This is a genomic window from Desertivirga arenae, assembly GCF_017355785.1.
GTDB classification, from domain to species: Bacteria; Bacteroidota; Bacteroidia; order Sphingobacteriales; family Sphingobacteriaceae; genus Desertivirga; species Desertivirga arenae.
In genome coordinates this window covers 167,212-193,176 of sequence record NZ_JAFEWE010000010.1, presented here as the reverse complement: position 1 = coordinate 193,176, position 25,965 = coordinate 167,212, and the positions used below count along the sequence as shown (strand labels likewise).

At 40.7% G+C, this 25,965-nt stretch carries 15 protein-coding genes; all 15 read left to right on the top strand.

Annotated features, from left to right (window positions below; genetic code table 11):
- Positions 1-86 precede the first annotated feature (86 nt).
- The 15 genes from J4N24_RS18680 to J4N24_RS18610 all read left to right on the top strand — a co-directional run bounded on the left by J4N24_RS18680 (position 87) and on the right by J4N24_RS18610 (position 25,910).
- A complete protein-coding gene (locus tag J4N24_RS18680) occupies positions 87-476 on the top strand; it encodes an MFS transporter (protein ID WP_207535236.1) in 390 nt (129 codons plus the stop codon).
- Positions 477-482: 6 nt separating this feature from the next.
- The gene (locus tag J4N24_RS18675) at positions 483-1,514 is read left to right on the top strand and encodes an aldo/keto reductase (RefSeq protein WP_207535235.1); all 1,032 of its coding nucleotides are present in this window, start codon (positions 483-485) and stop codon (positions 1,512-1,514) included.
- A 1-nt stretch (position 1,515) separates the two neighbouring features.
- On the top strand, positions 1,516-2,343 hold the full coding sequence (locus J4N24_RS18670; protein ID WP_207535234.1) for an amidohydrolase family protein: 828 nt from the start codon (positions 1,516-1,518) through the stop codon (positions 2,341-2,343).
- An 88-nt stretch (positions 2,344-2,431) separates the two neighbouring features.
- Entirely contained in the window at positions 2,432-3,445 is a 1,014-nt protein-coding gene (locus tag J4N24_RS18665; protein ID WP_207535233.1) for a zinc-binding alcohol dehydrogenase family protein, read from the top strand.
- A gap of 114 nt (positions 3,446-3,559) precedes the next feature.
- Positions 3,560-4,165, top strand: coding sequence for an RNA polymerase sigma-70 factor (locus tag J4N24_RS18660; protein WP_207535232.1), 606 nt, complete (start codon positions 3,560-3,562; stop codon positions 4,163-4,165).
- A gap of 48 nt (positions 4,166-4,213) precedes the next feature.
- A complete protein-coding gene (locus J4N24_RS18655; RefSeq protein WP_207535231.1) occupies positions 4,214-5,260 on the top strand; it encodes a FecR family protein in 1,047 nt (348 codons plus the stop codon).
- A 315-nt stretch (positions 5,261-5,575) separates the two neighbouring features.
- Entirely contained in the window at positions 5,576-8,872 is a 3,297-nt protein-coding gene (locus tag J4N24_RS18650; protein ID WP_207535230.1) for a TonB-dependent receptor, read from the top strand.
- A 24-nt stretch (positions 8,873-8,896) separates the two neighbouring features.
- Positions 8,897-10,702 carry a RagB/SusD family nutrient uptake outer membrane protein gene (locus J4N24_RS18645; protein WP_207535229.1) on the top strand — a complete coding sequence of 602 codons (1,806 nt, stop codon included), beginning with the start codon at positions 8,897-8,899 and terminating at the stop codon, positions 10,700-10,702.
- 227 nt (positions 10,703-10,929) lie between these two features.
- Positions 10,930-13,671, top strand: coding sequence for an alpha-d-galacturonidase (locus J4N24_RS18640; RefSeq protein ID WP_207535228.1), 2,742 nt, complete (start codon positions 10,930-10,932; stop codon positions 13,669-13,671).
- 124 nt (positions 13,672-13,795) lie between these two features.
- Positions 13,796-15,334: an MGH1-like glycoside hydrolase domain-containing protein gene (locus tag J4N24_RS18635; protein ID WP_207535227.1), complete on the top strand. Its 1,539-nt coding sequence runs from the start codon at positions 13,796-13,798 to the stop codon at positions 15,332-15,334.
- 17 nt (positions 15,335-15,351) lie between these two features.
- Positions 15,352-16,917: a glycoside hydrolase family 28 protein gene (locus tag J4N24_RS18630; RefSeq protein WP_207535226.1), complete on the top strand. Its 1,566-nt coding sequence runs from the start codon at positions 15,352-15,354 to the stop codon at positions 16,915-16,917.
- Positions 16,918-16,919: 2 nt separating this feature from the next.
- Positions 16,920-19,748, top strand: a complete 2,829-nt coding sequence (locus tag J4N24_RS18625; RefSeq protein ID WP_207535225.1) for a glycoside hydrolase family 95 protein — start codon at positions 16,920-16,922, stop codon at positions 19,746-19,748.
- A 111-nt stretch (positions 19,749-19,859) separates the two neighbouring features.
- Positions 19,860-23,375 carry a malectin domain-containing carbohydrate-binding protein gene (locus J4N24_RS18620; protein WP_207535224.1) on the top strand — a complete coding sequence of 1,172 codons (3,516 nt, stop codon included), beginning with the start codon at positions 19,860-19,862 and terminating at the stop codon, positions 23,373-23,375.
- Positions 23,376-23,562: 187 nt separating this feature from the next.
- Positions 23,563-23,940, top strand: a complete 378-nt coding sequence (locus J4N24_RS18615; RefSeq protein ID WP_207535223.1) for an iron chaperone — start codon at positions 23,563-23,565, stop codon at positions 23,938-23,940.
- 416 nt (positions 23,941-24,356) lie between these two features.
- The gene (locus tag J4N24_RS18610; RefSeq protein ID WP_207535222.1) at positions 24,357-25,910 is read left to right on the top strand and encodes a sodium:solute symporter family protein; all 1,554 of its coding nucleotides are present in this window, start codon (positions 24,357-24,359) and stop codon (positions 25,908-25,910) included.
- Positions 25,911-25,965: the final 55 nt, after the last annotated feature.

Below are 25,965 nucleotides of genomic sequence, written 5' to 3'. Positions count from 1 at the left end.
CTAAGGAAAAGCTCTTTTAATTCCTTTGGAAATCGATTTCCAAGCTTTACATTTGCAGTCGCAACCAGTTGTAAACGAACTTTGTGATGGAACAAAATAAACAGCAGTTAGCATTGGCTCTTATTACTTCTTTGTTTTTTCTCTGGTGTTTTACATCAAGTCTTAATCCTGCTATCCTATATTATTCAAAGGAGACTTGCCAATTAACAGACAATTCGTTTGCATCAATTGAATGTGCAATTTGTTTAGGTTATTTCCTTCTTGCCGTTCCTGCCAGTAGATTTATGCACAAATATAACTACAAGCAGTGGATGATATTAGGTCTCTTGTTGTTTGCTGCCGGAGCTTTCCTCTTTTATCCGGCTGCAGCTACAGGGGATTATAGCCTTTTACTTTTTGCAATCGTTATCATAATGATCCTATTTGCTCTAAAAAATCTACCCGCTAAGAATATTAATTTTTCCACTGCTCAATAAGAACATATGTCACAAGCAACAGCTAAGCAAAATATTAAACTGCCTAAAGTTATTTTTGGAACCAGCGCTCTGGGTAATCTCTACACAGCTCTACCTATTGAAATTAAAGAAGAAATCGTATCTAACTGTGTGAAATATTCGCCCACACCAGTTGTTTTCGATTCTGCCGGTAAATACGGAGCTGGACTTGCGCTTGAATCGCTTGCTGAATGTTTAGATAGACTACAGGTTGATCCGTCATCTGTGGTGATCAGTAATAAACTAGGTTGGTACCGTACTGAACTAACTACAGAGGAGCCAACTTTTGAGCCTGGAGTTTGGAGAGATCTAAAGTTCGATGCCGTGCAAAGGATCAGTTATGAGGGGATTCTGGAATGCTTTCAACAAGGGAATAAATTGCTGGGCAAATACGCGCCACAATTTATATCTATTCACGATCCTGATGAATATTTAGCAACAGCTAAATCTGCAGAAGAGGCAGAAGAACTGTATACTGATGTCCTGGAAGCTTATAAAGCCTTGGCAACACTTAGAGAAACGCACGGAGTTTTAATAGGAGTGGGGGCTAAAACCTGGACAATTATACAACGAATTGCTGATGATATTGATCTGGATTGGGTGATGTTCGCTAACAGCATGACAATCAGAAAACACCCTTCAGACCTGCTCCAATTTATGGAAACTTTGAAGGCCAAAGGCGTACAGATTATTAATTCAGCGGTATTTCATGCTGGTTTTCTTACAGGCGGGGAGTACTATGATTACAAGTTAATAAAACCCGACAGCGAAGAAAATAGTGCGATCTTTAAGTGGCGCGAGGATTTTTTCAGGCTATGTGAACAATTCAAAATTAAACCTGCTGCTGCTTGTGTGCAATTTGCGCTTAGTGCCCCGGGTGTAGTTAGTATCGCCTTAAATACTACCAATCCAAAGCGGGTAGAAGAGAATGTCCAGCTTGCATATCAGGAGGTTCCTGCTGATTTTTGGACGGCAATGAAAAACGAAGGCTTGATCTCAAAAGAATATAGATACCTGTAATATGAAAATAGATTCTCATCAGCATTTCTGGAAGTTCGATCCTATCAGAGATAGCTGGATAAATGACGAAATGAAAACTATCCAGAGAGATTTTCTACCACCGGATCTCTTACCACTACTTCAGGAGAACGGTCTCGACGGATGCATCGCTGTACAGTCAGACCAGTCGGAAGTCGAAAACTCTTTTCAATTGAATAACGCAGAGCAGTATGACTTCATTAAAGGTGTTGTGGGATGGGTCGATCTGCAGGCGGAGGATATTCAGGAAAGATTGGAATATTATTCCCAATTTCCGAAGTTAAAGGGATTCCGGCATGTATTACAGGGAGAACCTCAACGGGATTTCATGCTCCGATCAGCCTTTAAGAATGGTATTGGATTGCTCCATAAGTATAATTTCACTTATGATATCCTGATTTTTCCAGACCAATTAACTTATTCGAAAGAGCTCGTGGCCGCTTTCCCTGACCAGCCATTTGTGGTGGATCACATTGCAAAGCCATATATCAGGGATAATAAAATAGATGAATGGAAGAGGGATCTTAAAGCTCTTGCTCAATTTGAAAATGTATCATGTAAGATTTCGGGAATGGTAACAGAGGCAGATTGGAAGAAGCATGCTCCTGTTGACTTCAAGCCTTATATTGATGCGGTGGTTGAGTCATTCGGTACAGACAGAATAATGTTCGGGTCTGACTGGCCAGTTTGCCTGGTGGCGGAAAGTTATGCTGGTGTCTTTCGTTTAGTAGAGGATTATTTCAGCACGTTCAGTCAGGGTGAACAGGATAATTTCTTCGGAAACAATGCCGTGAAATTTTATAAAGTATAAAAACGAAGGTATAAGGCCTGGAGCATCAAGGTTAACAGGTCGGATATTTAAATCTCATATCAAAAATTTTAGTCTCATTTCTAATAGTATGAAAGCATTAGTGTGTACAACTCCCGGTCAGTTTGATTATTCAGAAAAAGAAAAACCGGAATCGGTTGAAGGGAGAGCGATAATTAAAATTAAACGTATAGGCATTTGCGGAACAGACCTTCATGCATTTGAAGGAACACAACCATTCTTTAGCTACCCAAGAATACTTGGTCATGAGTTGGCTGGTGAATTGGTTGAAGCGAACGGTGCAGAAGGATTTTCTCCAGGTGAAAAAGTAAGCTTCATTCCTTATTTCAACTGCGGTACCTGTGTTGCCTGCAGGAGTGGAAAACCAAATTGCTGTACCAGCATCAATGTTTGTGGAGTACATGTGGATGGTGGAATGGCTGAATATTTGTCGGTGCCGTCTGCTTCCTTGTTGCATGGTGAAGGTTTAAGTTTTGATGAACTTGCGTTGGTAGAGCCCTTGGCGATCGGAGCTCATGGAGTGCGCAGAGCAGACGTTAAGCCAGGAGAATTTGTTCTGGTAATAGGTGCTGGTCCCATTGGTTTGGGAACAATGGAATTTGCGAGAATTGCCGGCGGAAAAGTAATTGCCCTTGATATTAATAATGACCGCTTACAGTTTTGTAAAGACAGACTTAAAGTAGACCATGTTGTTAACGCTCTTGATCCTGATATTACTGAGCAATTGAAACAGATCACTAATGGTGATATGCCTACTGTAGTTATTGATGCTACCGGAAACCAGAGGGCAATAAATAACGCCTTCCAATATATGGCTCATGGCGCCCGGTTCGTTCTGATCGGATTACAAAAAGGGGAGATCTCTTTCAGTCATCCTGAATTTCACAAACGTGAGGGAACCTTAATGAGTAGCCGTAATGCTACGCGCGAAGATTTCGAGCACGTAATTGCCTCTATGAAGATGGGATTGGTAGATCCTAAAACATATATTACTCATCGAGTGCAGTTTGACGAGGTAAAAGCTGAATTTGAAAGCTGGTTGAACCCTGCTACCGGTGTGATTAAAGCTATGGTGGAGTTGTAGAGTGAATTATGAAAGGGAGTTGTTTATTTGAAACAATTCTCTTTCATTTGTAGTTGCAAAGTTCATGGCTGGGTGGCCGGAAATACCAGATCAATTATTAACTGAACCAGGAAAATGTCGATTAGTGCGTTTGATTATACATTTGGTAATAATGTAGGGTGGGATGGGCACACTATACCCAGTGACGAAAAGGCATTCGAAGCTTTGTTCAAAACCTATTATGCCAGGCTGATATTCTTTGCCAACCGGTTTGTAAATGATGAAGATGTTTCCAGAGAAATGGTCTCGGAAGTATTTACCCGTTTATGGGAGGAAAGGAATAGCTTAAGCATAAAAACGTCCGTTAATGCCTACCTGTACAGAACAGTACAGAACCGTTGCCTGAATTATCTGAAACATAAAAAGATTGAAAGCGAGTACGTAAATTATCTCGCCAGGCATAATATGCTTTCCGAGATTCCCGCCCTTCACCGTAATCCTGCCCAGGAGAGGGAATTGAAAGAACAGATCCACAAGGCTATTGAAGAACTTCCTGAGAAGTGTCGGGATATCTTCAAGTTAAGCCGCTTCAAAAATATGAAGAACAAAGAGATTGCAGAGAGTCTCCAGATCTCACAAAAAACTGTTGAACGCCACATGACGATTGCGCTTGATCGACTTCGTCAGGGCTTGAAACACCTGCTCGTTTTAGCTTCTGTTCTACTAAATACACATTTTTAAAAATTCTTTTGGGGGTATTTGTCCTCTGAGTTGTCTTATGTCCGTTCTATGAATGAGGATATTAAAACAACGCTTGTAAAATACATTACCGGACAGGCTGATGAAACTGAATCAGCCGAGGTCAGGGAGTGGATTAAAAGCTCGTCTGAAAATCAGGAGCTTTACTTCCAATTATACGAAGCCTGGCATCAAAGTCTTGAAGCCCAAGGCTCTATTGACGTTGATGCAGCTTATGCCTCTTTCGCAGAAAAGAATATAGCCAGGAGAACTCTAATCAAAAGGCTTTATAAAGCTTTAAGGGTTGCCGCTGCTATTATTTTACTTCCTCTTTCTATAGGGGCGTTTTATAAGGTCTTTTCTAATCCACCAGAAGTGTCATTTAAAGTAGTAAAAGTACCCAAAGGAACACCTAGGAAACTAAAGCTACCTGATGGAACCCTGGTATGGTTAAACGCAGGAACAGAACTCAAGTACTCAGAAGATTTCGGGAAGGACAATCGAACTGTTTATCTGGTTGGAGAGGCTTATTTTGACATAGCTAAGTCTGATGCAAATTTGCCGTTTCTCGTCAAGACGGACAAGTTTACGATTCGTGATGTAGGTACGGTATTTAATGTTAAAGCATATCCTGATGAAGAGATCTTTGAAACAGCGGTTGTCGAGGGAAAGGTTTCAGTGGAAGGGCCGATAACAGAAAACTCTTCTCAGAATAGTAAGGTCTTTCTCGATGCACATCAACTTCTTAAAATTACTAAGGTAGCTACAAATAGCGGGACGCACGAAGTCGCTTCTGTAAATGATGAGGTAGAGCCGGTTAAAGTTGAGCAAATAGAACCTGGAGCGATGAATGAATTTAATGGTTGGAGAAGCGATCTCCTTATTTTTCAGGAGGATTCATTTGAAGATATAGCAAGAATTCTGGAGAGAAGATACAATGTAACAATTCAGTTTGAAAGTGAGGGCTTGAAAAATTACAAGTACACTGGAGCGTTCAAGAATTTGGATAATATATCTAAAGTGCTCCAGGTTATAAAAGAAACTACACCAATAAAATATACTGTTCAAAACCAGCAAATTACTATATCAGAAAACTAAGAACCAATTAAACAAATAATGGGCGTTACATAAAATAAAGAAGTACTTAACCAAATCGAGATTTAGAAAAACCCATGCGAACGAAAGTTCCTAAAGGGTTTGAAAGTAACTGCGGGACTTTAGAACCCAAAAAAGGCAAGTTAGGCTTTCAAGAAAAAAACCGGAGTGCTGCAACACCCCGGTCATTGTTGAATTTTAGATAATACCCAAGGCTTGGGGAAGCACGGTATTAACTAGTTATTGACCAAATTTATGATTTTTTTGTCTAGAAATTCTCTATTCGCCAATCCATTGAGGCGAAAAATCTTGAGAACAATGAAACTAACCACCATCTTGGTATTTGCGGGAATGATGCAAATACACGCTGCGGTTTATTCGCAGAGCACGTTTAATATAAACGAAAGGAACACAACGGTTAGGGAGGTATTAAAGAAAATTGAAAAAACAAGTTCGTTTACAGTTTTCTACCGGCTCGACCAAATTGACTTGAATCGCAAAGTAAGTGTCTTTGCAGAAAACGGTTCAGTTGAAAATGTAATGAAGCAGTTGCTTCAAAATCAGCCACTTACATTTGAATTAGTTGAGAATATGATTGTAATTAAATCAGTTACAGATCAGAGTGCAACTAAAGACTACACTATTTCCGGAATCGTTACCGACGAAAAAGGAGAGCCTTTAATTGGAGCAAGTGTTGGGATCAAAGGAACCACCAGAGCAGCTTCAACAGATGTTAACGGTAAATTTACGATCAGGGTAGCAGGGGATCAGCCGGTGATCCTTATTGTTAAATATATCGGATTTAAGTCTCAGGAATACAATGTTAACTCAGGACAATCTTCAGTTACAATTAAACTAGCGGCGGATGCTGAAACTCTGAATGAAGTTGTCGTTATCGGGTATGGAACTGTTAAAAAGAGAGATTTAACTGGGTCTGTATCTTCAGTCAAATCGGAGGATATTACCCGTGTTCCTACAGGTAATGTGATTGACGCTATTCAGGGAAGGATTCCAGGAGCGGATATCACAAGAACTTCTGGTGTACCAGGAAGTGGATCAACGGTTTTGATCAGGGGAACAAAATCAATCGCCGCCAGAGATAAACTTGCAGATAGGAACGGGCCTCTTTATATCATCGATGGGTTCCAGGGAGGTGATATCTCAGCAATTAACCCAAATGATGTGGAGTCAATTGAGGTTTTAAAAGATGCTTCCTCTACTGCTATCTATGGAGCGCAAGGAGCCAATGGGGTAGTAATTGTAACAACAAAGAAAGGTACTGCGGGAAAGACAAAAGTATCATATAATGCATTTTACGGGGCTAGTAACTATATCTTCCCTGAAATAAGAACAGGTGATTCATATCTTCAGTTAAGAAGAGATGCTGGTAAGAATGCAAAAATCTGGAATAGCCCTGCTGATGATAGCAAAGTGTTCACTGAAAATGGCGAATTCAACGCGCTTCAAAATGGTGAATGGATAGACTGGCAAGACCTTCTGTTAAAAAATGGAATGCAGCAGAATCACTCTATAACAGTAAACGGAGGTTCAGAAAAGACTAAAATAGTTGGATCAATAGGGTATTTCCAGGAAAAGGGTATGCTAAGAAATAGCGATTATAACCGTTATAATGGACGTTTTAACCTTGATCAAAATATTAATAAGTGGGCGAAAACAGGTGTTCAAACTCAAATTACCTACTCCCGTCAAGATTTAAGAAGAGATCCATTATCCCAAACAATGGTGGTTGCTCCAATGGGTACAGCTTATGACGAATCAGGGCAAGTTGATCCATTCCCTTTGATGGGCCCTGGTTTGACTTCTGCTAATATTAGTCCTCTGGCTGACGAAGCAAGTGAAAATATAGCAAAGAATACCGCTCTAAATACAAACATCATTGCCAATGGATATCTTGAGTTGGCTCCCATAAAAGGACTTACCTTCAGATCTAATCTTGGAACTAACTTTACCTTTAGAAGGACTGGTATTTATAATGATAGGTTCTCTATCCAACGATATACACAAGGTTCATCTCAAGCTTCGGTGAGAAACAATTATAACAGATTTTTAAACTGGGATAATATTTTAAGCTATAGCAAAACCTTAAAGGATCACTCCTTCACTTTAACCGGAATAACAAGTTATCTGCAAAGTGATGCAGATGAAACGTTTTCCGAAGGGATAGGTCAATTGTTGGCGTCTCAACTCTATTACAATTTAGGAGGCACAAGCACACAAGGCCGAAATATTTTAAGTCCTTACCAGGGATGGAATAATATGGCATATGCGGCGCGTGGTAATTATTCGTATAAGGGTAAGTATCTTTTGACTGTTTCCGGGCGCTTTGATGGTGCTTCCAGGTTATCGACGGGAAACAAATGGGACTTCTTTCCATCTGCAGCACTCGGCTGGAATGTTAGTGATGAAGACTTTTTTGAAAAGATCAGACCGGTTGTATCTAACCTGAAACTTCGAGCCAGTTATGGTGTGTCAGGTAATTATAATCTTGATGTGTATGGTACCCAAAGTAATCTTACCGCTTATAATCAACTAGGGTTTGGAGAGGTTCCTGCACCAGCTTATATGTTTGAAGGTACAGTAGCAAATCCAAACGTTGGTTGGGAGAAATCAGCCTCAACAAATATCGGTCTTGATTTGGGTCTACTTAAAGGCCGTATCACCGGAACAGTAGATTTTTATAACACTATTACTTCGGATATTTTGTTACCGAGAGATCTACCATGGTCTTCAGGGGCTACCCGGGTGTTTCAAAATATTGGTGAAACCAGCAACCGTGGTATAGAAATCGCTTTGAATACTACCAATATTTCAAAAAAGGATTTTAGATGGAACTCTACTTTAAATTTCTATAGAAATAAAGAGAAGATTACGGAATTACTCACAGGCACCGATATCTACGCAAGCCAAAACACAGAAGAAAATTCATGGCTTTTAGGCCGTCCTATAAGTTCGTTCTACACGTATAAAAAGCTTGGGATCTGGCAGACAAATGAAGCCGAGGAAGCTGCGAAATACCGTACAGGTACAACTACATTTAAGCCTGGAGATATTAAGGTTGCCGACCTTAACGGCGACAATATTATTGATTCAAAAGATCAAACCTTCGTGGGATCTACAGTTCCTAAATGGGTTGGAGGTTTCCAAAATAACTTCACTTATAAAAGCTTTGATCTGAATCTTTATTTTGTAGCAAGAGTTGGACAAACAATTGATGCCGAATTTTTGGGTCGGTATAATCCTTCTGGAACAGGAAATAGTCCTGCGTCAATCAACTATTGGACACCAGAAAATCCAACAAATGATTTTCCTGCCGCTTTCTGGGGGAGGACCTTGAATTCCTACGCTGGTTACCAGACATTAACCTACGTGGACGGTTCGTATGTAAAGCTAAGAAATCTAACCTTAGGGTATACACTTCCTCGAAGAGTAACTGAACGAATCAAAGCTGGACGGGTCAGAGTTTATGCAACTGGTTCAAACTTATTTACAATAAATAGAAGTCACTTACTGAAAAATTATGATCCAGAAGGAGGAGGTTCCGAATCTAATCCTTTAAGCAGACAGTTTGTCCTGGGGTTAAATTTTGATCTATAGTGTTAAACGATTGGAATTAAAATTATGAAAAGACTTAAGTATATATATATAGGCTGTGTAGGTTTTATTTTAGCCGCAGGTTTTACATCATGTAAAGATTTAGATGAATATAATCCTTCTGGCGCTACGGCAGATGCCGTTTGGAATACCCCTCAAGGCTTTGTCACTCTAGTCAATGCGGCATATTCCGACCAGAGAAACTGGTACGGAAAAGAAGACGGCATTTTTATGGGAGAGTCGGGAACCGATCTTTGGTTTAATAGGGAGAAAAATACCTATGCCCAGCAACTAACCCGTTACGTTGGCTTAACTCCTTTGGCGGGTAATCCAAATAGAGCGACATGGACTAATCTTTGGAAGGGTATAAACCTTTGTAACGCTGGTATTTCCAGAATAAATGAAGCAGGTTTTACTAACGAGACTGAAAAGAACAAACGCGAGGCGGAGTTACGGTTCCTAAGGGCATTCTATTACTGGCATATTGTAGAATCTTGGGGAGGTGTAATGTTACGTACCACAGAAACGAAGGAACCCGAGTTAACTGCTACCCGAAGCTCAATTGATGACTTCTATAAACTTATTATTTCTGATCTTGAGTTTGCAACTATAAACCTTCCTCAGCAGAGGGAGTGGGGCGCCGAATATAGTAGAGCGAGTAAAAAGTCAGCCTACGGATTTCTTTCGCGTGCATTGTTGTCTAGGGCTTATTATTCCTTAGAAGCAGGAAATAGAACAGAGGCAGATACTTATTTTACGAGAGCAAGAGATGTTGCTCAGGAAGTAATCAACAAAAAGGCAGATTTTGGTGTAGACCTTTGGGCTTCTCCTGCAGAACTCTGGAATCCGGCAAACAATAAATCGGGTACAAATGGTAATAAGGAGGCCATGTACACTGTAAGTATTTCCTCTAACATAGGTTTGAACATTGAAGCTACACCAAATCGGGTCTTCATGACTTTCCAAGCTCCCTATACTGGCGAATTTAAGCCAGGTTTGCAATACAGCTTAATTTACGGTTTTGATAGCGAAAGGAGGTTGATGCCAACCAGAACGCTGCTTGATTACTTTAATGAGTCGATCGACGCTCGATATGCTGCATCTTTTCAGGAAGTATGGATAGCAAATACCGTAAACAGTAGCAATGTTCCTACTAATTTCAGTTGGACTGCAGCAAATATTACTAAGTTCGGAAAATCCTCCTCTTTGACAGGAACAATTATACGTTCTGGTGTCGATACAGCTTTATTAATTACTAAGAAAAGTATTACTAATGAAGCTCAAAGACCTTACGTAGTGATTGATAGGGATAGTATATACAACTCTAATGGCACTATTAAAGATGGAACTCGAGATTTTGTAAACTTTAAAAAGTTTATGGACCCATTCCGGGAGAATCCGACTTCTCGTGTAGGTACGAGAGATATTATCGTAATGCGCTTTGCTGAAATGTATATGATAGCGGCGGAAGCCGAATTTCAATTAGGTAGATACAATGAAGCTGCTTCATTAATAAATGTACTTAGAACAAGAGCAGCTCTTCCTGGAAAGATTACTGAAATGCAAGTTACTGGAAACCAACTTCAAACTGCCGGTATTGATTTTATCCTGGAAGAAAGGGCAAGAGAATTTTGTGGCGAGTATATGCGATGGTTTGACTTGAAAAGGGTGAAATATGGTAACAAAGGTGAAGACTTTGCCACATTTATCAAAAACCGTAATCCTGATATAAAAGATGTTGCAGCCTTCCATCGGTTAAGGCCGATAAGGCAGGAAGAGCTAAATGCCCTTACTAACGGTGCAGAGTTCGGGCAGAACCCCGGTTACAATTAAAATTCTTGTTAGTTTGTTACATTAAATTGGTTCAACGGGGGGAGAGATCCTCCCGTTCTTTATTTGAAGTTATACGTTATGTAACTTTATATTTGCATACGGCGCTAAGATCGTACAATACCTAGAGAAAATCTTACAAACCCACCGTAGCTGTATTAGCTACTTTTGAAAGCTATTCTAACCAATAGTGACATTACCTCATATTAAACACACACACAAAAGGGTAGATGAAAAAAATTATTTTCTTATTTACGATTCTATCTTCTTTGCTTTTCGGCCTTACTGAAATAAAGGCGGAAAAGGTAGCAAAGGAGATCAAAATCGTCATTGCTCCGCAAAGCAGTAACCGGATACGGTTTGGAGCTGAGCGACTAAGCAAAAGTCTTAAAGCCATTGGGTACAATGCAAGTATCTCAGAACAATCGAAACCTTCTAAAGGTCAGCTTATTGTTATTGGTTTAAAAGGTAGTTCCCTTGTTGAAAAAGCAGCCACCGCGGCTAAGCTTTCACTCGGTACTCCCGGCAAAGAGGGTTTCTCTATTGCTGCATCCGGCAATATAGTTATTGCAGGAGCAGATGCTTCAGGGGCATTGTACGGTTGTATGGAGTTGGTTGAGCGTATTAAAGCTAGCGGAAATTTGCCTTCAGCTTTCAATTTCACAGATAAGCCGGAAATGGTTTTAAGAGGCACTTGTATTGGGGTACAAAAGACCTATTACCTACCAGGCAGAACGGTGTACGAATATCCTTACACTCCTGAAACTTTTCCATGGTTTTACGATAAAGAACACTGGGTAAAGTACCTGGACATGATGGTGGAGAACCGTTATAATTCCCTTTATTTATGGAATGGTCACCCATTCGCTTCATTGGTAAGATTAAAGGATTATCCATATGCTGTAGAGGTAGACGATGCCACCTTTAAAAAGAACGAGGAAATGTTCAAGTTCCTTGCCGAGGAAGCAGACAAAAGGGGCATCTGGGTGATCCAAATGTTTTATAACATCATCGTATCCAAGCCGTTTGCGGAAAAGCATAATATAAAAACCCAGGATAGGAATCGTCCCATTACTCCCTTATTGTCAGACTACACCCGAAAATCCATTGCTGCATTCGTAGAGAAGTATCCTAATGTTGGTCTAATGGTATGCCTTGGCGAGGCTATGGAAGGTGTTGGTAAGGATGATACAGAATGGTTTACCAAAACAATTATTCCAGGGGTCAAAGACGGATTAAAGGCTTTAGGTAAGACAGAAGAGCCTCCAATCGTGCTGCGTGCCCATGATACGGATGCTCCATCTGTGATGAAGGCCGCTCTTCCTTTATATAAAAATCTTTATACAGAAGCCAAATTTAATGGTGAAGCTTTAACAACTCCCGAACCAAGAGGGGCTTGGGCCGATCTGCACAGAACTCTTGCCCGTATAGGAACGGTGCAAATTGAAAACGTTCATATTCTTGCCAACCTTGAGCCTTTCCGCTATAGCTCGCCTGATTTTATTCAAAGGTCTGTTCAGGGAATGCACAAAATAATGGAAGGAAACGGACTTCATTTGTATCCACAGGCTTCTTATTGGGATTGGCCTTATACAGCTGATAAAGTAAGTGGTCAGAGGCAGTTGCAAATTGACCGCGACTGGATGTGGTATAAAACCTGGGCAAGATATGCCTGGAAGGCAGATAGGAACAGAGCCGAGGAGATAAACTACTGGACCGGCAGTCTTGCAAATACCTTTGGAACCAACACAGAGAAGGCTCGTCAGATCCTTGAAGCATATGAACAATCTGGAGAAATATCTCCTAAGCTTCTTAGACGCTATGGCATCACGGATGGAAACCGGCAAACCCTCACACTTGGGATGTTAATGACTCAATTAATTAATCCTTTCCGGTACGGCTTATTTACTCTATTATACGATGCTGAAGCCCCAGAAGGGGAGAAGATCATTGATTATGCCGAAAAGGAATGGAAAAATGAGAAGCACGTTGGAGAAACACCTATTCAAATTGCTGAAGAGGTAGTGGTGCACGGTCGCCTGGCGGTAGAAGCGATAGAAAAGGCTTCTTCAGGTGTCGCACAAAATAAAGAGGAATTTAACCGTTTGAAGAATGACATGTATTGTTATAATGCTATGGCTAATTTTTATTCGGAAAAAGCTAAAGCAGCAGTTGCTGTATTGCGATATAAGTATTCGGAGAATGTTGCTGATCTGGAAAAGGCTCTACCTTATTTGGAAAGTAGCGTAAAGCATTACGCTGAATTAGTTAAATATACAAAGGATTCATACTTGTACGCAAATAGTATGCAGACTCAGCAACGCAAGATTCCCATGCGCGGTGTAGATGCCACCTATAAAAATTGGTATGAAATGCTTCCAGTATTCCAGAAAGAGCTGGACAATTTCAGACATAGTATTGATTCATTAAAGAGCCCCAGAAAAGGTACAGCTATTAAGAAAGCTGCTTTTAAAAATGCCGAGGTTAAAATTATCGAAGGTGCAGAAGGATTTTATACCGTGGCTCCAGGCCAGACTGTATTTTCTGATACGACACTAAAAATTAAAGATCAGGCTGTTGAGATTGCAGGACTTAAAGGAATTAAATTATCCAACTCCAAGCAGATATCTCAAGGCACGAGCCTTAAGTTTTCTACCACCAAGCCAGTAAAGCTTTTGGTTGGATATTTTAATAAGGTAGACAATGCCTATGCAGCAGCTCCGCAGTTAGAAATAGATGCAAGTGCAGATGACTATGGCCAGGGTGAAATCAAAATTTCGAATAGTATAGTGGTTGAAGGAATGCCATACGTTAATATTCATTCCTACTCGTTTAAACCCGGTACACATACCTTAAACTTACCCAAGGGTGCTTTGCTGGTTCTTGGCTTTATAAATGGTAACCAGCAGATCCAGATTTATAACGCAGGTTTAGGAGCTCACGGAAAGGAAATCGACTGGTTGTTCGAATAGGAGAGCCTTTCGTCAACAACGGCTTTAAACGCAGCTTCAACTTAACTGCTTCCTGTTTACAAACCTGAAATAGAAAAATTGCACCGAAGTGCAACTAAAAAATTCAAATCGAAAATAAGTTTAAATGAAACGAATTCTTATAGGTTTTTTGCTGATGCTAAATGCAGGGATACTCTCGGCGCAAAAAGCTCATATTTTAACCACTGAAAAATTAAGCAAGTACGTTAACTACTTCAATTCCATTGATGACGAAGCTGTGAAAAACCATGTGCCTAATGCTCAGTCACTGGAATGGCTTTCTCAAAATATCCCATTGTTTGATTGCCCTGATTCTGCTATTCAGGAGGTTTATTATTATCGCTGGTGGGCTGTTCGAAAACACCTGAAGCAAACACCTGAAGGTTTTATTTTTACTGAATTTATTACCCAGGCAAACCACGCCGGAAAGTATAACGCCATCAGCAGCGGTTTGGGGCACCATATCTACGAGGGCCGTTGGTTGTTAAATCAACAGTATATTAATGACTATATCAACTTCTGGTTATATATCGATCCTGCCTGGAAAGTTCAGCGCTTTCATGCTTTTAGCAGTTGGATTGACGATGCTGTATACAATCGGTATTTAGTAAATAAAGACAAATCTTTTATTGAAAAAAATCTTTTGACCCTTAATGCCGATTATTCTAAATGGGAGAAGGAAAAGATGAACCCGGATAATACCTTCTGGCAATTCGATGTTCGCGATGCGATGGAGGAATCTATCAGTGGAGGCAGAAAGGAAAAGAATGTTCGCCCTACAATCAATAGTTATATGTATGGCAATGCCAAGGCTTTGTCGGCGATGGCTGCCCTATGTAACAACGATAGTTTAAAAAGAAAGTACGATAAAAAAGCATCTTTCCTCAGAGATTTTGTGAACGACAAACTTTGGGATGATACAGCTTCTTTCTATAAAGTACAATATGAAAAAGGTGGTCTGTGTGATGCCCGCGAAGCAATCGGTTTTATACCATGGTATTTCAACCTTCCGAAAGATAAAGCGAAATACGCTGACCAATGGAAATCTTTAACTGATACTGCCGGTTTTAATGCGCCATGGGGTATTACAACAGCCGAAAGACGTCACCCCTTATTCAGAACACATGGCTCCGGTCACGGTTGCGAGTGGGACGGTGCTGTTTGGCCTTTCGCTACCAGTCAGACATTAAAGGGCTTGTCCAACCTGCTTAATAACTACAAAAATCAGGATGGTATGAACAGACAGGTATTTTATAATGAGGTTCATAAATACGCTATGTCACATCAAATGAATGGCAAGATCTACCTGGGAGAATATCAGGATGAAAAAACCGGAGAATGGTTGAAAGGAGATAATCCTAGAAGTAAGTTTTATAATCACTCAACCTTTGCTGACATTATCATCAGTGACTTGGTTGGATTAAAACCCCGTCCTGATAATAAGTTAGAAATTAATCCACTGCTGCCTCAGAATCAGTGGGATTGGTTCTGTCTGGATAAAGTTCTTTACCATGGAAAGATCATGACCATTCTTTGGGATAAAACAGGAGAAAAATACGGAAAAGGTAAGGGATTCAGAGTTTTTGCCGATGGAAAGGAAATCGCAAAAAGCAATGGACTTAAGAAAATTAAAGCGAAAATCTAATTAGCGAAAATCATTACATGATAAGAATATTCTTCTGGGCAGCAATTGCTCTCTGCTCTCTCTCTGCCAATGCCATAGCACAGGAAACGTACAATGTTCTAAAATATGGAGCTAAAAATGATAGCTCTAAAATAGCCACCCAAGCCATAAAAAAGGCCATTGAATCTGCTGCAAAAGCAGGTGGTGGTACTATATACTTTCCTGCCGGAAAATATCTCACCGGTCCTATTCATTTAAAAAGTAACATCACCATTTTCATTGATGCCGGGGCAGAACTGCACTTCAGCGACAACTTTGATGAGTATCTTCCAATGGTGAAAAGCAGATATGAAGGCGTTGATGTAACCAGCTTTTCTCCATTGTTCTATGCTTATAAGGCGGAGAACATTGCTATCAAAGGAAGAGGGATCATTGATGGTCACGGTAAAAAATGGTGGGATTTTGTAGAGGGTTATAAAGAAGGACAGCCACGTTCTAAATGGCAAAAGATCTTCGACGAGAACAACAAGAATATACTTTTACCAGACGAAGCAAAGCAAATGAAAAGAGGCTTTTTACGTCCTCCGTTCATTCAGCCCATGTATTGTAAAAATGTACAGATAGAAGGTATTAGTATTCGCAATTCCCCATTCTGGACGGTGAACCCTGAGTTTTGCGAGAATGTTACAGTTAATGGAGTTACCATAAATAATCCTCATTCTCCAAACACTGATGGGATAAATCCTGAGTCTTGCAACAACGTACACATTTCCAACTGTCATATCAGCGTTGGGGATGATTGTATTACTATCAAATCAGGAAAAGACAAGCCTGGAAGAGCAATGAATACGCCAGCTCAAAATTATACGATAACTAACTGTACTATGCTTTCGGGTCATGGTGGAGTTGTTATCGGTAGTGAAATGTCTGGAGGAGTAAAGAAGATCGCTATTTCCAACTGTATTTTCGACGGAACGGATCGTGGAATCAGAATCAAAACAGCTAGGGGCAGAGGCGGAGTTGTTGAAGATATTCGAGTGGATAATATTATCATGAAAAATATCAGGGAGCAGGCTATTGTTCTTGATATGCAGTATGCGAAAACAGAAGTTGAACCGGTATCCGAGCGTACTCCTGCATTCAGGAATATTCATTTTAGTAATATCACTGCACAAACGAACGAAGCAGGATATCTAAATGGCCTTGATGAAATGCCTATTGAGAACATTACATTCAATGATATTAACATGGAAGCCAAGACTGGCTTTGTTATCAAGCAATCAAGAAAAATTGAATTCCATAACGTGGAGGTAAGCACTCAAATGGGGCCAGTAATTAAAGCCGAAAATGTGAGCTATCTGATAGCAAACGGTGTTAAAGCATTTAAGCCATTAGCAGGAACACCTATTCTTGATTTCACCAATGTTAAAGATGCTTTCGTTTACAATGCCTTCCCTGTAATTGGTACAGATGTTTACCTTAAATTAAAGGGTGAAAAAACTTCAGGGATAACTTTAAATGGAAATAATTTCAGGAACGTAAAAACTCCTTTAGATAAAGACAAGGCTATTGCAGAGAATATTAGCTTAAACCAGGCAAAGTAGAAATGGAAGTTTTGCAAAACCTAACAAAGAAATTAACCTATTTAGTAACTGCTGTTTTTTTAACCAGCAGTTCTTTTGTTTTTGGACAGGATAACTACAGCTTATGGTATAAACAACCGGCTGTAAAATGGACAGATGCCTTAGCGATAGGCAATGGAAGGATCGGAGGAATGGTGTTTGGCGGTCTGGATAAAGACCGCATACAGTTTAACGAAGAGACGCTTTGGACTGGTGAGCCGAGGAATTACAATCGGCAGGGGGCATATCAGTATCTTCCACAGATACGTCAACTTCTTGCGGAAGGAAAGCAAAAGGAGGCTGAGAAACTTGCTGAAGAGCAGTTCATGGGTCAGAAGAGCAATGAGGGGAAACGAGAAGGCTGGTTGAATGATATGCGTGGCTTGAAGGGGATGGAAGGTAACCCTGCTCTTCCTAATTTCGACGATAGCAAATGGCAAACCTTTCAGGTTCCAACCTATGAAGGTTGGGAGAGTGCGGGATGGGAAGGAATGGACGGAGCTGTATGGTTTAGAACATCTTTTAATCTTCCAGCTAAATGGGTAGGAAAAAATATCGTTCTTGATCTAAACCGGATCCGGGATGAGGACTTTACCTATGTTAATGGAACTCTTATCGGGCATACCAGTAATCCTGAAGGAAGGAAATATGTTATCCCCAAAGAGTCTTTGAAGGCGGGAAAGAATGTTATATCTATTCAGGTTCTCAACTATAATGATAAAGGAGGAATTGCAGGGTATAAGGATACCACGAGACATATTGCAGTTTATCCGGAGGGGATGGATGCAGCAAAAGGTATTTCTTTGAACGGGTTGTGGAAGTATAAGATCCAAAATGATGAACCTCCTGCTGTAGGGAAATATCAGGCAGATTACCAGCCTTTTGGAGACCTGTTCCTGAATTTCAAAAACACAGCTTCTGCAACCAATTACCGCAGAGAGTTAGATCTTAGTACAGCCATTGCTAAAACGTCTTATACCTCGGGTGGTGTCGATTATACCAGGGAATACCTGGTAAGTCAGCCTCAGCAGTCACTCGTAGTTCATCTTAGTGCAAATAAGGGAGCAAGCATTTCCTTTGAGGCAGTTTTAGGAAGTCCTCACAAAAAATATTCTGTCAAGAAAATTGACAATAATACGTTAGCACTTTCTCTGCAAGTTAGAAATGGTGTGTTGAGGGGCGAAAGTTTTCTAAGGATAGAAACCAGCAATGGAAATGTTTCTGTAAGTGATAATGGTATAAGTGTAAGCAACGCGGACGACGCAACACTTTTCCTTACAGCCGCAACAAATTACGTAAGTTATAAAGACGTCTCCGGCAATGCAGTAGCGAAGGCACAGAATGACCTAAGTGCTCTGAAAGGAATGTCGTATGACAAGATTAGGAAAGAGCATATTAAAGAATATCAACAATACTATAATACATTTTCTGTAAACTTTGGAAGCAGTAATAACGAAGCTTTGCCTACCGACCAGCGGCTGGCAAACTTTGCTACTTCAAAAGATCCTTCCTTTGTTGCGCTATACATGCAGTACGGGCGGTATCTTTTGATATCCAGTTCCCGTCCTGGAACAAGGCCTGCAAATTTGCAAGGTATATGGAATGACCTGCTTTCTCCTCCCTGGGGAAGCAAGTACACAACCAATATCAATGCAGAAATGAATTACTGGCCGGCCGAAGTATTGAATTTATCACCGATGCATCAGGCTCTCTTTTCGATGATTAAAGATCTTTCTGAAGCAGGAAAAGAAACGGCAAAAGAGTATTACAATGCCTCTGGATGGTTGGTGCATCATAATACAGATATCTGGAGAGGTACTGCACCAATAAATTCCTCTACTCATGGTATCTGGGTTGGAGGTGGAGGCTGGTTAAGTCAGCACTTGTGGGAACATTACCAGTATACGCAGGATAAGGAATTTCTCCGCAACGAGGCTTATCCTATTATGAAGTCTGCCGCCTCTTTTTTTGTGGATTTTCTTGTTAAGGATCCCAAAACTGGTTGGCTGATTAGTACCCCTGGAAATTCTCCGGAAAATGGAGGTTTGGTGGCTGGCCCAGCAATGGACCACCAGATCATTAGAACACTTTTTAGGAATACTATCGAAGCTTCTAAATTGCTTAATGTGGATGTGGATTTCTCGAAAGATCTTCAAAGTAAGCTATCTCAAATTGCTCCAAATCAGATCGGTAAATACGGTCAGCTGCAGGAGTGGTTGGAAGACAAAGACGATACAACCAACAAGCACCGCCATGTTTCGCACCTTTGGGGTGTACATCCTGGTGATGATGTTACCTGGGAAAAAAGTCCGGAATTAATGACCGCTGCAAGGCAATCACTGATCTATCGGGGCGACGAAGCCACTGGCTGGAGTCTCGCTTGGAAGATAAACTTTTGGGCACGTTTTAAAGACGGAGATCATGCCATGAATATGATCAAACTTTTATTAAGACCAGCAACGGGTAATGCCGGTTCTTATACTAATTTGTTTGATGCCCATCCTCCTTTCCAGATAGACGGGAATTTTGGCGCACCTGCCGGAGTTGCAGAAATGCTGGTTCAAAGTCATGAAGGATACATTGAACTACTGCCTGCTCTGTCCTCTGATCTTGCTGATGGCAGTATTAAGGGTATCAAAGCTCGTGGTGGTTTTGAATTGTCCATGAACTGGAAGAATGGAAAGCTTAGCAAGGTTCAGGTAGTTTCTGCTGCTGGCAATAAGTGCACATTGAAATACAGCGGAAAAGAAGTAAGCTTTAAAACGAAAAAAGGGAAGAAATATAATTTTAACGGAAGTCTAAAGTCAAAATAAAAAAGCTTTAAGATCAAAATTAGATTCTGTCCGTAGAGTTAAGCGCAGCGTCTCTATGGATGGTATAATGAACAGGAGTCTTCAGACTTAGTATAACAGGATTTCAATAAAATGAGAAACATCAAACACGCACTTTCGACACTATTAATATTTCTTGTTTCTACTGCATTTTCTCAAACCCGTGTTGATATCTCCCTTGATAATAACTGGATAACCACTGCTCTTGATAAGAACCCAGCTGCCCATAATGGTTTTGAAAAAGCTGGGTATAATACAAGGAATTGGAAACAGGTTAATGTACCTCATAATTGGGACCAGTATGATGGCTATCGGAGACTGATGCATGGTAACCGTCACGGTTATGCATGGTACCGCAAGAATTTCAAGGTTCAAAAATTGAAAGAAGGCAAGAGATTCTTTCTATTCTTCGAGGGGGTAGGTTCTTATGCAACGGTATTTTTAAATGGGAAGAAAGTTGCGTATCACCCGGGAGGAAGAACAACTTTCACTGTTGACGTTACCAATGTGATTCTGACTGATAACAGGCCGAATCTTTTAGCAGTAAGGGCAGACCATCCCGCAAATATCCAGGACCTTCCATGGGTGTGTGGAGGATGTTCTGCCGAGCGCGGATTTTCAGAAGGTTCTCAACCTATGGGAATTTTTCGCCCGGTACATCTGGTAATAACGAATGAGGTTCGTATCGAGCCTTTCGGTGTCCATGCCTGGAACGATATAACTGTCTCAGAGAAATCAGCTAAGATCAATTTTAGCACTGAAATAAAGAACTACAGTACTAAGAAGAGGAATCTTAAAGTCATAACAAGCATTGTAGATAAGAATGGTAAGGCAGTTTTTGAAGGCGCCAAAACTCAATACATCGATCCTGGGAAAACCTTGATCATCAATGATCAAACCCAACTTAACGGTGTAACCCTTTGGTCTATTGAGAACCCTTACCTATATACTATTGTAACCCGGGTTCAGGAAAATGGAAAACTCCTTGATGAACAGGTAACGCCATACGGGATACGCTGGATCAGTTGGCCAATCGGGAAGAAAGATCAAAAACAATTTTTCCTTAACGGTAAACCTGTATTCATTAATGGTATTGCCGAATATGAACATCTTATAGGCAACAGTCACGCCTTTACTGCCGAGCAGGTGAAAAGTAGAGTGATGCAGATTAAGAGTGCCGGATTCAATGCGTTCAGGGATGCTCATCAACCGCATAACTTACGGTATCATGAATATTGGGATAAGATGGGAATCCTTTGGTGGACACAATTAGCTGCTCACGTTTGGTATGATACTCCTGCCTTCCGTAAAAACTTCAAGGATCTGCTGACCGACTGGGTTAAAGAGCGCCGGAACAGTCCTTCTATTGTATTGTGGGGATTAGAAAATGAAAGTACGCTGCCTGAGGACTTCGCGCGTGAATGTACAGAACTCATACGCAAGCTTGATCCAACAGCTTCATCTCAACGTTTAGTAACTACGTGTAATGGAGGAAAAGGAACAGATTGGGATGTCCCCCAAAATTGGACTGGCACATATGGTGGTGATCCAAAGATCTACGATCAGGATGTAGAGCGGCAGGTGCTTATTGGCGAGTACGGTGCTTGGAGAACGCTCGATCTTCATACAGAGGGCCCTTTTGTTCAGAATGAAATATTTAGCGAAGACCGGATGACACAGTTAATGGAAATGAAAGTGAAACTGGCAGAAGCTGCGAAGGCTAAGACAACAGGACATTTCTTCTGGTTATTAAATTCCCACGATAATCCGGGTAGGGTGCAAGGAGGTGAAGGGCTAAGAGAACTCGATAGGGTAGGACCCGTAAACTATAAGGGACTTATGACCCCTTGGGAAGAGCCTTTAGATGTTTATTACATGTTTAGAGCAAACTATGCTCCTAAGGCTACCGAGCCAATGGTCTATATTGTTTCTCATACCTGGCCAGATCGTTGGACTAAGCCCGGAAAGAAAGATAGCATTGTTATTTATTCCAATTGTGACGAGGTTGAGTTGTTTAACGATATAGATAAAAGTTCTCTTGGAAAAAGAAAACGCAGCGGAGTAGGAACCCATTTTCAGTGGGACGGTGTGGAGATTAACTATAATGTTCTGCAGGCTAAAGGTTATGTTAATGGAAAAGAAGTAGCCAGCGATCTGGTAGTACTTCATCATTTACCTGCTTCGCCAAACTTTGCTGATCTTTATAAAGCTAGTCAACCATTGACTGCTCCTCAAAAGGGCTATAACTATTTATACCGGGTGAATTGTGGGGGGGGCGATTATAAGGATGAAAATGGAAATATTTGGATGGCCGACCGGGCACGAAAAAATACCGGCACCTGGGGTTCCACCTCATGGACAAAAGATTTTCCAGGTACTCCAGACTTTTTTGCAAGTCAGAGAAGGGTTCATGATCCCATAAAAGGTAGCAAAGATTGGCCTTTGTTCCAGGACTTCCGTTACGGACGTGAGAAGTTAAATTTCGGCTTCCCTGTGGAGGATGGCGAATATCTGGTCGAATTGTACTTCACAGAACCATGGTGGGGAACTGGAGGAGGAATGGATTGTTCAGGTATGCGACTATTCGATGTAGCGATCAATGGAAATGTTGTATTGAATGACTTAGATATTTGGAAAGAAGCCGGGCACGATGGAGCATTAAAAAAGACCTTTAAGGTAAAGGTAAGTGGCGGACAATTGCTAATATCATTCCCGGAAGTTAAATCAGGGCAGGCTGTTCTTTCTGCAATTGCCATAGCATCAACAAATCCTTCATCTAAATCCGCTCCGGCTTCGGCTACTGTTATACAAAGTTTGTCGGCTAAAAACGCAGTTCAACAAGGCTGGATGGACACAGGAGATAAAGTTTTTACCGATGATCAATCTCAATTTGTGTCACTGCCATCTAACTTGTATGGAGCAGAATGGATTAAAACAAGCAGCAAAGCTGGTGATGCTTTTACATTTAAGGTAGGCGAAGAAGCAGATGTTTTTGTTGGATGGGATACTGGTATACCAACACCAGTCTGGTTAAAGGATTATGAGGCAACTGGAGCACAAATAGTTCGAACAGCTGAAAGCGACAAAAGCTATAATGTATTTAGAAAAAGATTCAAAAAGGCGCAGACAGTGACACTAGATGCCCAGCCAAGTGCTGGATCTTTAATTGTTGCTGTGTTACCCGCAACAATGCTTGAACCTGCCCATGATCTAAAAAAAGTTATTTCGTATAAAGCTACTGATGCTCAATTTATAGGAAGCGGTCTTGGTAAGATAGATTTCCTTGGTAAGGAGCGAGCAAAATTCACGAAAGCATCTGGTGATGTTCTTGAATGGACCATTCAAACAGGGGTAGGGGATACGTACTCTTTAACTGTAAAATATCATAACCCATATCAAAGAGCCCTTAAGGCACAAATTGAGCTGATAGCGCAAGATGGAACAGTCTTAAAGAAACCAGAGATTATAGAGTTGGCTTCTACTAAGGAGGGTAAGTGGAACTATGTGACCACGAATACAGGTACTATGATTAATGCAGGATCGTATAAAGTTAGAATGATCGCAGTCGATACCGAAGGGATCTACGTGGATCAGCTCGACGTTCAATAAATTAGTTAATGCCAAAGGCGGGCCTGGCTGAATTGTAAAGCAATTTAGCCGGGCTTTTTTGTTCAGATACTTAGATCCAGGCTCCCTTACGTTATTTATAGCCGCAATCTTACCTTAATTAGTCGTATTTCCACCTCATTCCTTAACTCTTAAACCCATATTTTTATTCATCAATCAAGAATCAATTATGGATCGTAAGGCGGAATCGATAGAAGAGTATATTAGTTGTTTTTCTGAAGAGGTTCAAACTATCCTAAGAAAGATACAAATTTGCATACAGACCATTGCACCTGATGCTATCCAAACCATAAGTTATGGAATTCCTACTTTCAAACGGGATAACAAACCTCTTGTGCATTTTGCAGCGTTTAAAAATCATATCGGGTTTTACGCTCTTCCCGAAGGAAATATAGCCTTTGCCGAAAAACTGAAGGGTTACAAAGTGGGGAAGGGCTCTATCCAATTTCCTCTCAATAAACCTATTCCTTTTGAGCTCATTGAGGAAATGGTACAATTCAGAGTCGAAGAGCTGAAAAATTCTCGCATGTCAAAGAACTTAGATTAATCTTTTCTGCTGCCATTCATGCATCAGCAGGATGACACAAAAATACAGCTATTGGCATAAGTTGCAGCCGCTTTACCGCTCTCTGCGGCGTTTTGCGGCTATTTGCGGGCTTTTGCGGAGAGTTGCGGAAGGAACAGTACTTTCTTCGGAGATTGTTCGAGAAAGGGGGGTACCTTCTTCGGAAATCCTCGAAGCCTTTTCGAACCTGCCACGGCCCTGTCTCAGTCTTGGGTATAACTTGGTAGGGTTCTGTCCCATTTACGATCATCCTGCTTCAACCTGAATTTTTCATTTCTAATATTAAAATTGGTTAAGATAATATCGTATAGTATATAGAAAAAATGCTATATAAAAGCTCCTAGTTACCAATTGATATTTGTTTAACTAAGTTAGCCAGTTAAGAATTGTATTAAACAATGAAAAGCCTGCCAGTTTTCGATCTAATAGTTATACTTCTGTACCTCGTAGCGATGGTATTGGTAGGAATCTACTTTTCAAGAAAAAATAAAAATGCTGAACAATTTACCAAAGCGTCGGGACTTATACCGGGATGGGCAATTGGAATGTCAATCTACGCTACATTTTTAAGTAGTAATACTTTCCTCGGGGTTCCGGGTAAAGCCTTCGGAGGTAATTGGAATGCCTTTGTCTTTAGTATATCGATGCCTTTGGCGGCCTGGGTTGCTTCAAAATATTTTGTACCATTTTATCGTAGCACGGGTGAGATCTCTGCTTATACACACCTTGAACACCGTTTCGGTGCATGGGCCCGTACTTATGCAGTAGTCTGTTTCCTTCTGACCCAACTAGCGCGCATGGGATCTATTTTCTTCGGTATTGCTCTTAGCTTACAAGCACTTACGGGCTATTCAATGCAGTTGATCATGATCATTATGGGCATCGTAATAATAATTTATACTGTACTAGGTGGGATTGAAGCAGTCATCTGGACGGAAGTTGTCCAGGCAGTGATTAAAACCCTTGGGGCTATTCTGATTCTGTATATCATTATTACAGAGATGCCGGGCGGCGTTTCTAAAATCGTTGAAATCGGAAAGGCAAATGATAAGTTCAGCTTGGGAAGTTTCTCGATGAACTTCACTGAATCTTCCTTTTGGGTGATTCTTCTTTATGGATTCTTTATCAACCTGAATAACTTCGGGATGGATCAGAACTATATTCAGCGGTATCATACAGCCGAGTCATCAGGAGCAGCGGCAAAGTCTATCTGGCTTTGTGTCTGGTTATATGTTCCTGCATCTTTGTTGTTTTTCATTATAGGATCTTGCCTGTTTGCCTACTATCAGCAGCATCCTGAATTTATCGAAGCAATAAGGCAGCAAGTGGCCGTTGAAAGAGCTGGCATAGGAGCTTCGAAGGCGGATATTGCTACAATTGCTGCGGGTTTACAGCCTGGCGATTACGGAGATAAGATCATGCCTCATTTTATGGTCACTAAAATTCCCGCAGGTCTGGTCGGATTGATCGTTTCCGCCATATTATCTGCAGCAATGAGCACTATTAGCTCAGGAATGAATGCTTCTGCTACCGTATTTTCTGTAGACATCTATAAAAGATACTTAAAGCATGATCTTAATGAGAAAGCTAATCTCAGGCTTTTACACCTTGCTACCGTAGTATTTGGATTTTTAGGATTAGCAGCAGGAATAGCAATGATAGGTGTTAAAAGTATATTGGATGTTTGGTGGGAGCTGTCTGGAATATTTGCGGCCGGTATGCTGGGTTTGTTCCTTTTGGGAATTATTAGTAAACAAAGTAAAAATCATGAAGCTTTAATAGCTACGATTATCGGAATATTGGTTATCATCTGGATGACGTTCTCAAATAGTATTCCCGCGGATTATGATTACTTGAAAAGTCCGCTTCACAAAAACATGATCATAGTAATAGGCACTCTTACAATTTTCCTGGCAGGTGTATTCTTCACCAGGATCCGGAGAAGGGCCTGAAAGAATAAGAATACACTCTAAAAAAGAAAGATAACCGCTAAATCTCTCTATTGTA

Excerpts from the sequence above, each read along its gene's own strand:
- J4N24_RS18675 (WP_207535235.1), top strand. The coding sequence starts at position 483 with ATGTCACAAGCAACAGCTAAGCAAAATATTAAACTGCCTAAAGTTATT.
- J4N24_RS18615 (WP_207535223.1), top strand. The coding sequence starts at position 23,563 with ATGGATCGTAAGGCGGAATCGATAGAAGAGTATATTAGTTGTTTTTCT.
- J4N24_RS18645 (WP_207535229.1), top strand. The coding sequence starts at position 8,897 with ATGAAAAGACTTAAGTATATATATATAGGCTGTGTAGGTTTTATTTTA.
- J4N24_RS18665 (WP_207535233.1), top strand. The coding sequence starts at position 2,432 with ATGAAAGCATTAGTGTGTACAACTCCCGGTCAGTTTGATTATTCAGAA.
- J4N24_RS18655 (WP_207535231.1), top strand. The coding sequence starts at position 4,214 with ATGAATGAGGATATTAAAACAACGCTTGTAAAATACATTACCGGACAG.
- J4N24_RS18670 (WP_207535234.1), top strand. The coding sequence starts at position 1,516 with ATGAAAATAGATTCTCATCAGCATTTCTGGAAGTTCGATCCTATCAGA.
- J4N24_RS18625 (WP_207535225.1), top strand. The coding sequence starts at position 16,920 with ATGGAAGTTTTGCAAAACCTAACAAAGAAATTAACCTATTTAGTAACT.
- J4N24_RS18680 (WP_207535236.1), top strand. The coding sequence starts at position 87 with ATGGAACAAAATAAACAGCAGTTAGCATTGGCTCTTATTACTTCTTTG.
- J4N24_RS18660 (WP_207535232.1), top strand. The coding sequence starts at position 3,560 with ATGTCGATTAGTGCGTTTGATTATACATTTGGTAATAATGTAGGGTGG.
- J4N24_RS18640 (WP_207535228.1), top strand. The coding sequence starts at position 10,930 with ATGAAAAAAATTATTTTCTTATTTACGATTCTATCTTCTTTGCTTTTC.
- J4N24_RS18630 (WP_207535226.1), top strand. The coding sequence starts at position 15,352 with ATGATAAGAATATTCTTCTGGGCAGCAATTGCTCTCTGCTCTCTCTCT.
- J4N24_RS18610 (WP_207535222.1), top strand. The coding sequence starts at position 24,357 with ATGAAAAGCCTGCCAGTTTTCGATCTAATAGTTATACTTCTGTACCTC.
- J4N24_RS18620 (WP_207535224.1), top strand. The coding sequence starts at position 19,860 with ATGAGAAACATCAAACACGCACTTTCGACACTATTAATATTTCTTGTT.
- J4N24_RS18635 (WP_207535227.1), top strand. The coding sequence starts at position 13,796 with ATGAAACGAATTCTTATAGGTTTTTTGCTGATGCTAAATGCAGGGATA.
- J4N24_RS18650 (WP_207535230.1), top strand. The coding sequence starts at position 5,576 with ATGAAACTAACCACCATCTTGGTATTTGCGGGAATGATGCAAATACAC.